This is a genomic window from Cupriavidus sp. 8B (genome assembly GCF_054589115.1).
In genome coordinates, this window is record NZ_BAAILO010000476.1 from 1 (window position 1) to 12,476 (window position 12,476).

General features: G+C 68.7%; 7 protein-coding genes. 1 reads left to right on the forward strand and 6 read right to left on the reverse strand.

Annotation, left to right across the window (positions count from 1 at the left end; genetic code table 11):
• Positions 1–292: 292 nt before the first annotated feature.
• The 6 genes from ACYP5B_RS44605 to ACYP5B_RS44630 form a co-directional block, all read right to left on the reverse strand.
• Positions 293–6,409 carry a hybrid sensor histidine kinase/response regulator gene (locus tag ACYP5B_RS44605; protein ID WP_459573855.1) on the reverse strand — a complete coding sequence of 2,039 codons (6,117 nt, stop codon included), beginning with the start codon at positions 6,407–6,409 and terminating at the stop codon, positions 293–295.
• Between the two features lie 85 nt (positions 6,410–6,494).
• Positions 6,495–8,663, reverse strand: a complete 2,169-nt coding sequence (locus tag ACYP5B_RS44610) for a methyl-accepting chemotaxis protein (protein WP_267605800.1) — start codon at positions 8,661–8,663, stop codon at positions 6,495–6,497.
• A gap of 77 nt (positions 8,664–8,740) precedes the next feature.
• Complete coding sequence (locus ACYP5B_RS44615; protein WP_400092459.1) at positions 8,741–9,319, reverse strand: chemotaxis protein CheW; 579 nt, start codon at positions 9,317–9,319, stop codon at positions 8,741–8,743.
• Positions 9,320–9,372: 53 nt separating this feature from the next.
• Positions 9,373–9,741 (reverse strand): response regulator, encoded by a 369-nt coding sequence (locus ACYP5B_RS44620; protein WP_400092457.1) that lies wholly within the window; start codon positions 9,739–9,741, stop codon positions 9,373–9,375.
• Positions 9,742–9,767: 26 nt separating this feature from the next.
• Positions 9,768–10,262, reverse strand: coding sequence for a response regulator (locus ACYP5B_RS44625; protein WP_400092456.1), 495 nt, complete (start codon positions 10,260–10,262; stop codon positions 9,768–9,770).
• 447 nt (positions 10,263–10,709) lie between these two features.
• Entirely contained in the window at positions 10,710–10,880 is a 171-nt protein-coding gene (locus ACYP5B_RS44630) for a rubredoxin (RefSeq protein WP_267605793.1), read from the reverse strand.
• 215 nt (positions 10,881–11,095) lie between these two features.
• On the opposite strand from ACYP5B_RS44630, the gene hemL reads away from it, so the two are divergent.
• Positions 11,096–12,385 carry a glutamate-1-semialdehyde 2,1-aminomutase gene (gene hemL / locus ACYP5B_RS44635; RefSeq protein ID WP_318236186.1) on the forward strand — a complete coding sequence of 430 codons (1,290 nt, stop codon included), beginning with the start codon at positions 11,096–11,098 and terminating at the stop codon, positions 12,383–12,385.
• Positions 12,386–12,476 lie beyond the last annotated feature (91 nt).

Sequence of the window (12,476 nt, forward strand, 5' to 3'; positions counted from 1 at the left end):
AGAGCGGAAAAGAGGGACCCGTGTCTGAGTATCGCCTTAAGGCGATGCGAGTTTGGGTCCCGGCCGCTCTTTTCGTCGAATCCCGAGGGGGTGTCGCCCCATCCGGCGCGCTTTTTTGCCTACTTTTTTGGCAAGACAAAAAAGTAGGTCGCCGCCCCGCAGGGGTGGTGAAACTGCAGTTGACTTTGACCTTGAAGTTAAGCAGTTGAAGCTGATTTTGCAGTTGCAGTTGCAGTTGCAGTTGCAGTTGCAGTTGCAGTTGCAGTTGCAGTTGCGTTCAAGCCCCCCACCCTCAATTCCCCGCATCCTCCCCCAACATCTGCGCCACCGTCCCCGACGTACCCACTGCCCGCTCACCCAGCAAATGATGCAGCGTGGTCAGCAACTCGTCTTCGTTATACGGCTTGCCCAAATAAACATTAACCCCAATCTCAGCCGCATAACGCCGATGCTTCTCCGCCGTGCGCGAAGTGATCATCACCAACGGCATATGCGCGGTCCGGCTATCCGCGCGCACATTGCGCGTCAGGTCAAACCCATCCATATGCGGCATCTCGATGTCGACCAGCATCGCGTCAGGCATCACCTCCTGCAACTGCCGCAGCGCATCCACGCCATCGCGCGCCAGCACCACCTGGTAGCCAGCCCGCGTCAGCAAGCGATGCGTGACCTTGCGCACGGTCAGTGAGTCGTCGACCACCATGACGGTTGGCTGGGTGCCCAGCCCTTGCACCGGAGCTGCGCCGCCTTGCGAGAATTCTGCCACCGCGCCCAGCATCGGCTGCGACGCCAGTTGGGGAAGCTGCGGCAGATCGGCAAGCTGCGGACGGGCCAGCTCGCCGCGCTCGCGCACGAAGCGCTGCGCCAGCACCACCGGGTTGTAGATCAGCACGATCTCGCCGTCGCCCAGCGTGGTCGCGCCGGCAATGCCTTCCAGGCGTGCCAGGTGCGGGCCGATGTGCTTGACCACCACTTCGCGGTTGCCGATCACTTCGTCCACGTGCACGGCGATGCGCTCGGCCCCGCTGCGCACCACCACTACCGGCGAATACTTCTTGCCCGCGGCTACCGCCGGCGTTTCTTCCAGCAGCGTCCCGAGGTAGTGGAACGGCACGGCGCCGCCGGGGGCGTCGAGGCTGCCCTGGTTGTAGGCTTCGAGCAGCCCTTGCGAGCGCAGTTGCTGGACCTGGTCGATCATGCCGCTCGGGATGGCGAACGGCCGGCCGCCCAGCGTGACCAGCAGCACTTGCGTGATGGCTGTCGTCAGTGGCAGGTGCACGGTAAAGCGGGTGCCTTGCCCGGATTGCGTGGCCAGCGCGATGCGCCCGCCCAGCGCCACCGTTTCGGCGCGCACCACGTCCATGCCCACGCCGCGCCCTGCCAGCTCCGACACCGTATCCGCGGTGCTGAAGCCTGGGGCGAAGATCATCTCGGTGAGCCGGGCATCGCCCGCGTCGTCGTCCGGCGCCAGCAGCTCGCGCTCGATGGCGCGCGCGCGGATGCGCGCGAGGTCCAGCCCGCCGCCATCGTCCACGAAGTGCAGCACCACCTCATTGCCCTCCTGCTGCACTTCCAGCGTGAGCGCGCCGGTGGCGGGCTTGCCTGCCGCGCGGCGCACGTCAGCGGACTCGATGCCGTGCACCACCGCATTGCGGATCAGGTGCTCGATCGGGCCAGCCATGCGGTCCAGCACGGAGCGGTCGACCTCCACGGTGCCGCCCTTGATCAGCAGGCGCACTTCCTTGCCGGTCTCGCTGGCAGCCTGGCGCGCCACGCGATACAAACGCTCGGCCAGCGCGTCGAACTGCACCATGCGTGCCTGCATCAGGCTGCGCTGCAGGCCGCGGGTCAAGCGGGCCTGCGCGTCGAGGTCGCCGGCGGCGCGGTCGAAGCCGCGCTGCAGGTTTTGCTCGACGGTGGCCACGTCGTTGACCGACTCGGCCATCATCCGCGTCAGTTCCTGGAAGCGCGTGAAGCGATCGAACTCGAGCGGATCGAACTCGACCTTGTGCTGGGCATCGGCGGTGCGCGAGGCCATCTGCGACTCGGCCTGGATCTCGATCTCGCGCAACTGGCCGCGCAAGCGCGCCACGTTGTCGTTGAGCTCGCCCAGGTAGCTGCGCATCGCGTCGAGCTCGCTCTCCAGCCGTGCGCGCGTCGCGCCGACTTCGCCGGCATCGGTGATCAGCGTATCGAGCGTGCGGGCCTGCACCCGCACCAGCGCGCGCTGGCGTTCGACAGCATCGGTGGCGGGCGCCGGCGCTGCGCCGGCAGCGGGCATCGGCAGCGATGCCCCGGCCGGCAGCATGGGCGTGGCGGGCAGCCACGGCTGTACCGTGGCGCTCGTCGATGCGGCGTGGCGGGCAGCGCCAGCTTGCGGCGCGTCTTGCACGGGCGCTGGTGCTGGTGTAGGGGCAGCCGATACCGGTTCCTCTTCCGGCGCGCTGTTCTGCCCGGTCATGGCGTTGATCAGCTCGGGATCGTCCACCGGCAGCAGGCGGCCGGCCTGCAGCGCCTCGCTATGCGCGAGGATGCGGTCGTACCAGGCATACAGGCGCACGAACATGACCGGCCCGACGCGATCGGCGCGCACGCCAGCATCGAGCAGGGTTTCCATTTCGTGGGCGGCCTGGCCCAGCGCCATGGCGCCGGCCATCCGGGCGCTGCCCTTGAGCGTGTGCAGCGCGCGCAGGATCAGGCCAGCGTGGCTGGCATGCTCGCCATCGCCGCAGGCCGTCTCCCAGCCACGCAGCAGCTTGCCCAGTTCCGGCAGGCTGCCGTGCGCCTCTTCCAGGAAAATCTCGACGAGCGCCGGATCCAGGGCCTCCTCGGCGGCCTCGGTAGCTCGCTCGTCCGGCGTATCCGTGGCATCCGGAGCCGCTTGTACCTCCGCCGCATGCAGTGGCATGACGGTGGCGTCGTGCAGCAAGCCGCTGGTGGCCGCGCCCGGCAACTTGCCGAACAGCAGCGCAACCGGCGCGTCCTCCGCCTCGGCCAACAGATCCACCGCCGGCAACGCCAGTCGTGGGCGCACCATGGCGCGCTCGCCAAGCTCCAGCAGGCTGCGGCAGAGCGCGTCATCGGCGGCCGGCCAGATGCCCGCGGCAAACTGGTGCAGCATGCCGCGCACGCGCTCCACCGCCTGCTCCAGCAAGCGGAAGTCGCCAGGGTGCATCGCCACCGGGTGCGCGCCGAGCTGCAGCATCAGGCGCTCAAGCGCCTCGGCAATGGCGCGCACCGGCTCCAGGCCAACCGTGGAAGCGCTGCCTTGCAAGGTATGCGCGACGCGCAACGCCAGCTCGCTCGGGCAGGGACGGCCCTCGTGGCGCCACTCCGAGACATCGGTGGCGAACTGGCGGATGAGGTCGTCGGCTTCCTGCAAGTAGACGTTGTAGAGCGGCAGGCTGATACGCACCGGGCCGATCAGCTTGAAGTGGTCGTTTTCCTCGGCCGGTGTGCTGGCAAAGCGGAAAGGAATGACCTTGGCATCCCCGGCGGCGGCGTTGTCTTCTTCAGCCTCGGCCGGCTGTTCAGCCGCCTGCAGCGGGAGCTGTATCTCTTGCTCCGGCTCTTGCTCGGGCTCTTGCTCCGCTTGTGCTTCCAGCACCTGCCCGTCTTCGGGCTGCGCCACCACCAGCTCAAGCCCGGCCGCCTGCACAGGCGAAGCCCCCGTTTCGGCGATGTGCTCCGGCTCGGGCTGCTCGCCCGCGCGCACAGACTGCGCCGTGGCCAGCAGGCCCGTGGCGTCGTGCGCGGCATGGGCATCGTCGCGCAGCGCGCTCACCCAACCGGACAGCTCATCGTGGGCACGCACCAGCAAGTCCAGCAGGACCGGCGCCGGGGCGCGGGCCTCGGCAATCCAAAGGTTCATCACCTGCTCGATCGCCCAGGCTGCCTCGCCAAAGCGATGCAGGCCCACCATCCGGCTGGATCCCTTGAGCGTATGGAAGGCGCGGCGCAGGCGGCTGATGGTATCGGCATCTGCCAGCGCCAGGAGGCCGCCGCCGAGATCGTTGGCGACCTCGCCCAGCACCTCGACCGCTTCGGTCAGGAAGATATCCAGCAGTTCGGCGTCGATCGCGGCGGTGTCGGCCGCGGCGGGCATCGCTGCCGCGGGCGTGGGCGTGCCGGGCGCGCTGGTCGGCAGCGCCTCGGCCAGCGCCACAACCAGGCGCTCGGCCGCGCCCTCGGAACCGGCGAGCCAGGCATTGAGTTGCGTGGTGGCTTCGCCGGCCTGGCGGCGCAGGCCGGCTGCGTCGTCGATGGCGGCCTGCTCGTTCATGGCCTGCAGCGCGGCGCGCAGCGCCTTCACCTCGGGCGCGTCGGCTGCGGCCGGATGGCGCACCGCATCGTTGACCGCCGCGCGCGCATTGGCTAGCAGCCTCGCGTGGGAAGCCGCGCCGCCCTGCTCTTCTTGAGCGGCAATGTCGACGGCTTCGGCATGCGCATCCGCCGCTGCGGCGCGGCCAAATGCCAGCGCATCGATAAAGGCATGCACAACACCCAGCTCGCCGGCAATCGCGGCAAGGCGGGCAGCGCGCTCGCGCGCCGCGTCGGCAGCGCTGGCAGCGTCGCGCGTGGCGCGAGCGCCAGCAAGCCATTCCAGCGCTGGCATCACGCGCTCCAGCGCCGCCGCTACCGCGAGCGCATCGGCCTGCAGTGCTTCCGGCAGCGCGCCGGCCTCGCGCAGGCCATCCAGCGTGCCGGCAAGCGCCGCGAAAGCGCGTTCGGCATCGCGCAGGTGGGCGCCGGCTTCGGCACGGGCGGCATCGCGGTCATAGGCATCGAGCCAGGATTCGCCGCTGTCGAGGTGGCCGCGCAGTTGCGCGAGCGCGGCCTCGCGCAGGCGTTGCGCGCGCGCCTGGTCCACCATCTGCGCGAGCCAGCGCGGCGCTTGCGCAGCCGGCTCGGCGCGCTCACGCGCACCAAGGTATGAGGTCAGTTCATCGCAACGCCGCGCGAACTCGGCGGCCGCCGCGTGCCCGGTGCTGCCATGCACGCGCCATGGCAGCGCTAGTGCCCGCCCCAGGAACAAGGCAATGGCGCCGGCGCCAAAGGGGTCGTCGGCACCGGGGCGGACCTGCGGCGCGGCATGCGCCGCAGCATCCAGGCAGCGCAGCAGCGCCGGCTGGACCAGCGGCTGCGCGGCTTCGGCCAGCACGGCGAGCGCGTTATGCCATTCGCCGTGATCCGGGCCGGCGGCGGCGGCCCGCTCGAGCGCGGTGGCCGCCTGCTGCAGGTTGCGGGTATCGATCGGGTCGAGCCAGCCGTAATAGCGCACGCGGAAATCGGCATGCACCGCGGCGTGCGCCGCGTCGATGCGGAAGGCTTGCAGGCATTCTCGAATGGCGGAGCGCAGCACCAGCACGGGCGCGCTCTGCGGTTCGTTCGCGGGCAGCGTGCCGCTGGTGGTGACCAGCAGGTAGACGGCGTCGTTGAGCAAGGCCTGCGGCACCCGCACCTGCCCTTGCAGGTACTGGCGCAGCAGCAGGTGGGCCCGCCCCGCCAGCCGCTTGGCCAGCAGGTCCGACGGCAGCAGGCCGTGGGCCAGCGCGCCGAACACCAGCGCCAGCACATGCCACACGCCGCGGTCGGGATGGTCGGTGGCGCGGCGCAGTTCCTGCTCGCTCGCGCGGACGTCTTCCAGCGCGGATTCCAGCGGCAGATAGGCCTCGTGCAACAGGCTCGGCTCAACGCACGGCACCGGCAAGCGCAGCGCCTTGAGCAACGCCGCCTCGAAGCGCTGGCGCGCGCGCGTGACGGTTGCGGCCATGCGCATCGGCAGCAGGATGCCGGGCAGCATCTGCAGCTCGTCCACCCACAGGTCGGCGGGGTGCACGCGGTCTTCGCCAAGGCGGCCCAGCACGTCGGCATAGGAACGGAACAGCCGCACCGGATCTTCCTCGTCGCCAGCCATCAGGTCGTCGACGTACTCGGCCAGCGCCTGCACGCCCAGGCGGAATGCGGCCAGCGTGCCGGCGTCGGCGGGCACGGCGCCGCCATCGACGCCTTCCAGCAAGCGGCGCAGCGCCTGGCAATATGGATCGACCCCGCGCAGGCCAACGATATGCACCGCGCCGGCGGCCTGGTGCAGATGCTGGCCGGCCAGGCGCAGCGAGGTGGTGTCGCGCGCGCCAAGCGCCTCGGGCGCCTGCTGCACTTCATCGACGTAGTGGCCCAGCTCCGCGGCGGCATCGTCCAGCGCGGTGCGCAGGCTCGGCGCCAGCCAGGCCAGCACGGAAAGATCCCGGGCCACCGGGGCAGCGGCTTTCCCGGCTGGAGCGGATAGCTCGGCGGACAGGTCCGGCGCGGGCGCGGCCAGTGCTGGCGACGGCAGCGGCGCCAGCGGATCCTGCACGGCCGGATCGGTGCCGGCGGCCTCGCGCGAGACAGGGAAATTCAATGACATGACTGCTTCCAATGCGTCCAATGCGGTGGCGCCGGTCCGTGGCCCGCATCCGCGCGGGCTCGCGTTGAACACCAGTGCTGGCTCGTCAGGCGATCTTGAATCGCAGCACCGAGTTGCGCAGCTCTTCGGTCAGCAAGGTCAGCTGGCGTACCGAGAGTGCCGTCTGGCGCGTGCCGGACGAGGTCTGCTCGGTCACCTGCAGGATCCCTTCGATGTTGCGTGCCACCGCGGTAGCCAGCCCCGCCTCGTGCGAGGTGGTCTGCGAGATCTGCTCGATCAGCTCGGCGAGCTGGCGCGACACGCGGCCGATCTCCACCAGCGCGGCGCCGGCGTTGTCCGACAGCTTGGCCCCTTCCACCACGCCCTGCGTGCTGCGCTCCATGGCGTGCACCGCGTCCTGCGTGTCGGTCTGGATGGTGCGGATCAGCGCGCCGATCTGCTTGGTTGCCTCGCCGGAGCGCTCTGCCAGCCGTTGCACTTCTTCGGCCACCACCGAGAAGCCGCGGCCGGCTTCACCGGCGGACGCGGCCTGGATGGCGGCGTTCAGCGCCAGCACGTTGGTCTGCTCGGTAATGTCGGAGATCAGCTCGACGATTTCACCGATCTCCTGCGAGGATTCGCCCAGGCGCTTGATGCGCTTGGAGGTGTCCTGGATCTGCTCGCGGATGTCGTTCATGCCGACAATGGCGTTCTGCACGGCGTGCTGGCCCTGCTCGGCCGCGGCCAGCGAGGCGCGCGCCACGTTGGCCGATTCCGCCGCGCCGCGCGAGACCTGCGTGATGCGGTCGGCCATTTCCACCACCGATTCGCCGGTCTGGCGGATCTGGCGCGACTGTTCTTCCGAGGCCGCGACCAGCTCGGTGGAGGTGTCCTGCACCTGCCCCGATGCCTGCGTCACTTCGCCGGCGGTCTGCTGCACCCGGCCGACCAGTTCGCGCAGTTCTTCCACCGTGTAGTTCACCGAGTCGGCGATGGCGCCGGTGATGTCCTCGGTCACGGTGGCTTGCTTGGTCAGGTCGCCGTCGGCGATGTCCTGCAGCTCGTTCATCAACTGCAAAATCGCCTTCTGGGTCGCATCGTTGTTGCGCTTTTCGTCCAGCCGGCGGGCTTCGGCCTCGCGCTCGCGGGCCTCGGCTTCGAGGGTGCGGGCGCGCGAATCGCGCAGGTACAGCGCGGCCAGCCCGGCCAGGAACAGCAGCGTGAGCAGGGCCGAGACGATGGTGGCGCCGAGCGTGAGCGGGCGCACGCGGGCGCCTTGCGCATAAGCGGCCTGCAGCGCGGAGAGCTCGCCGCGCAGTGCCTCGTTGTCGTTGAAGATCTGCTGCTGCGCGCGCTTGGCGGCGATCAGGCCGGGCAGGTTCTGCAGGATGGTCTGGGTGGTCTTCTGCACCGCGTCGAAACGTTGCGACAGCTGCTGCAGGTAGCCGCGGGTTTCGGCGTCTCCCGCCGCCGACAGCCGCAGCGCTTCGCTGCCGTTCATCAGGCCGTCCAGGGTTTCGCGGAAGGTGTTGGTGTCCTTGCCGAGCAAGAACGCGGTTTCCGGGTTGACGCCTTCGCCCGCCAGGAACTCGTTCAGGTTTTTACCCAGGCGCTGCGTCAGCATCACCAGCTGCGCGGAGGCGGCCACCTCGCGCGCGTTGGCGCCGCTTTGCAGCTTGATTGCCGCCACCTGCTCCGCGCTTTCCAGCAGTTCGGGGTTGGAGGCATTGAAGATCTGCAGCGTCTGGCCGATGGTGGTCAGGGTGGGCTGCTGGGCCAGCACGTCGCCTGCGCTTTTCTCGGTGCGCTGCCAGGATTCCATGGCTTTTTCCAGCAGCGGCGCGGCCACCGCGCCGGTAGCGCGCACGTGCTTGGCCTCGCTGCCGTCTTGCAGCGCCTGCAAGTCGCCCGCGAGCTCGCTCTTGGACTGGCGCAGCTGCGTGAACGCCTGCGCATTGCCCAGCAGCGCCACCGGCACTGCCTTGGCCAGGCGCTGCGAGTGCATCAGCATGTCGCCAGCGATCTCGATCTGCGCCGCGCCGTTGTTGGCTTCGCGGTTATCGAAATACACCGACGCCAGCAGCGCCACCAGCGACAGCACCACGCCAGCGGTGAGCGCGCGCTGCTGGCTGGCAAACGGGATGCGGGACAGCCGGCCCGAGAGCTTCTCGGCCGGGGTGCTTCGCGTGATGGGCGCGGCCGCAGCGTCTACCGCCAGTTCGGCGGCACCGGCCGCCGGCGCCTGGCGACCCAGGCTGAACATCTTGAATCCCATAGCACCCTCTGTCCGTTATTTTTTGAATTTGATTTGTCGTCGCGTCGTCGCGTCGTCGCGGGCAGCCCGCGCGGCGCTCAGGCAGCCTGCCTGCCCACCTGCAGGAAGGCCGGCGACGCCAGCAGCCTGCGCACGTCGAGCACCTGCCAGTCGCGCCCGTCGCGATCGGCAAAACAGGGGCCCTCCCAATCCGGTGCAGGCTCCTGCCGTGCCCGCGCCGCATTGGCCGGATCAGCCACCTCTACCGGCAACGACAGGTCGCCGGCATGGCGCAGCCCGATCACGCGCGTGGCAAGGATGCCGCAGGCGCGCTCCACCTGGCGCGACAGCACCACGATCTTGCTGCCCGGCTGCAGCGGGGTGGCTCCCTCGCCGCAGAACAGGCCGAAATCGATCACGCCCAGCAGGCTGCCGCGCGCGTTCACCAGCCCCGTGTACCAGGACTGCGTGAGCGGCACGCGGCTGGGCTGGCGCATCTCCAGCACCTCGCCCGTCTGCGGCAACGGCAGCAACCAGTGCCGCTGTCCCACCTGCAGGCCCAGGAAGCTGTCCACCGCTGGCAGGTTGCGCGCCTCGCGCAGCCGGCGGGCCAGCATGGCCTGGTAGTCCTGCAGCCGGGTCTGGCGGGCACGAAGATCCTGGCGCGGCGCAGTCATGGTCGGAGTCCGGTGAAAAGCAAGGATGGGGTCGGATGCGATCGGGCAGCGGCTCAGTGCGCCAGCGCAGCGATCTTGGTCAGCAGTTCTTCACCGTCGACCGGCTTGACGACATAGTCGGCCGCGCCCTGGCGCATGCCCCAGATGCGGTCGGTGTCCAGGCCCTTGCTGGTGCACATGATCACCGGGATGTCCTTGAAGCGGTCGTCGCGCTTGATCGCGCGGGTCGCCTGGTAGCCGTTCTGGCCGGGCATCACCACGTCCATCAGGATCAGGTCGAAGGGTTCCTTCTCGAGCCGGGCGAAGGCCTGCTCGCTATTGCCGGCCACCGAGACCTTGAAGCCCTTCTTGCCGAGCAGGTCGGACATGAACAGGGCTTCGGTGGGGGAGTCGTCGACGATGAGGATTTTGCTGATAGGCATGGTGATGGGTATTCCTTGGGTTGCGCTCAAGCCGGCAAGGGGCTGGCCACGGCAGCGGCACGTGGCACGCAGGCGTCTACCGCCTGCAGCAGCGACTCACGGGTAAATGGCTTGGCGAGATGGTCTTGCGCGCCGACCAGGCGGCCGCGCGAACGGTCGAACACGCCGTCGCGGGAGGACAGCATGATCACCGGGATGGCATGGAACCGAGCGCTTTTCTTGATGAGGGCGCAGGTCTGGTAACCGTCCAGGCGCGGCATCAGGATATCGCAGAAGATCAGGTCCGGATGCATGTCGCCGACCTTGGCGAGTGCCTCGAAGCCGTCTTCGGCCAGCAGCACCTGGCAGCCGGCCTGGGACAGGAATATCTCGGCGGTGCGGCGGATGGTGCTGGAATCGTCGATGACGAGCACCTTGCGGCGCGCAGGCGCAGCGCCGCCGCTGGCGCCGGCGCCAGCTTCGACTGCGCCGCTGACCTCGGCGCTGACCCGAATACCTTCTTGTAGTTGAGCGACCCGCATCTCGTTCCCGCGACCAGCATGTTTCCCTCACGGAAACGCCGGCATTCACTTGAGAACTTCCGCGCAAGGCAGCCTGGCTGCCCCGACGGACCCCCGAAACAAAACGATTTGATTCCCGAAAACACGCCGGCCGGAAAGCTCCGGTGACCGGCAAACGGCGGCGCGTGGTACCCGCGCCTGCCGCGGTCCACCCCCCAAAGGGTGGATTTTCAAATTTGAAACAGAGTGTGACAAGTCGCCGTGGGGCCGTCAATCCGGAATCTCGGGCAGCCCCTGTCGATCTGTCGCATCGACGCGACGCGCCGCGGCGGGCTGACCGGCCCAGGCCGTGTAGTCACGGTCGCGTCATGGTCGCGCATGACCAGATCACGCCATCCAGCCCGTGCTGGCTGGCGACGCAGCAAATCTAGCGTTGCTATCCAGCAACTCCAGCAACCCTGGAGAGTGTCAGAGCGCCACCATCTCGAAATCTTCCTTGCGCGCACCGCATTCCGGGCAGGTCCAGTTGATGGGCACGTCTTCCCATTTGGTGCCGGGGGCAAGGCCGTCTTCGGGCGCGCCGGTAGCTTCATCGTAAATCCAGCCGCAGATCAGGCACATCCAGGTCTTGTATTCCATAACGGTCCAGTCACTCTCCATTAAAATTCAGGGCCAGATGGTACCGAATCGGCGCCGCCGGCGCCAGCCGGGCAAGCAGGATTCGGGCCAAATACGCCGTGTTCGCGCACGTTACCGCGTATATGCCTCGCATTTGAGCCTTTTTGCCGGCATCTTCAACGTAACTTGCTGCCTGTTAGAACGCGTTTCTCCCGCTTTTGATTTCACGCAAAGCCATGTCTCGTAACCAGCAGCTCTTCGACCGCGCACAGCAAACCATCCCGGGCGGCGTCAATTCGCCCGTGCGCGCCTTCCGCTCGGTGGGCGGCACGCCCCGCTTCATCACGCGCGCCGAAGGCGCTTACATGTGGGACGCCGACGGCCAGCGCTACATCGACTATATCGGCTCGTGGGGCCCGATGATCGTCGGCCATGCCCACCCCGAAGTGGTGCGCGCGGTGCAGGAGACCTCGGCCCACAGCTTCTCGTTCGGCGCGCCGACCGAGGCCGAGATCGAGATGGCCGAGGAAATCTGCAAGCTGGTGCCGTCGATCGAGCAGGTGCGCCTGGTTTCCTCCGGCACCGAGGCCACGATGAGCGCACTGCGCCTGGCGCGCGGCTTCACCAAGCGCGACCTGATCGTGAAGTTCGAGGGCTGCTACCACGGCCACGCCGACAGCCTGCTGGTCAAGGCGGGTTCCGGCCTGCTGACCTTTGCCGACACCACCAAGAACGCGCCCTCCTCGGCCGGCGTGCCCGCCGACGTGACCAAGCACACCATGGTGCTGGAGTACAACAACGTCGAACAGCTCGAGCAAGCCTTCATCAAGCACGCCGGCGAGATCGCCGCCGTGATCGTGGAGCCGGTGGCCGGCAACATGAACCTGGTACGTGCCAGCGATGCGTTCCTGCAAGCCATGCGCGCGCTGTGCACCCAGCATGGCGCGGTGCTGATCTTCGACGAGGTGATGACGGGCTTTCGCGTGGCGCTGGGCGGCGCGCAGGCGCATTACGGCATCACGCCGGACCTGACCTGCCTGGGCAAGGTGATCGGCGGCGGCATGCCGGCAGCGGCCTTTGGCGGCCGGCGCGACATCATGGCCTGCCTGGCGCCGCTGGGCGCCGTGTACCAGGCCGGCACGCTGTCGGGCAACCCGCTGGCGGTGGCGGCCGGGCTGACCACCCTCAAGCTGATCCAGGCACCGGGCTTCCATGACCGCCTGGCCGCGCAAACCCGCAAGCTGGCCGACGGCCTGGCCGCGGCGGCGGTGGATGCCGGCGTGCCGTTCGCGGCGGATGCCATCGGCGGCATGTTCGGGCTGTACTTCCGCGAAGGCGTGCCGGGCAGCTTTGCTGAAGTCACGCAGTGCGATACCGCGCGCTTCAACCGCTTCTTCCACGCCATGCTGGATGCCGGCGTCTACCTGGCGCCGTCCGCTTTCGAGGCGGGCTTCGTCTCAGCGCAGCACGACGACGCCATCCTCGCGACCACCATCGAAGCCGCCCGCAAGGCCTTCGCGGCCTGAGGGCAGGAAGGCCCGAAGGCCCGCCGGGTCAGCCGAGCAGGTCGGGCGCAGCCGCCCCGACCTGCTCGCAGGCCCGTGCCAGCGCTGCCTC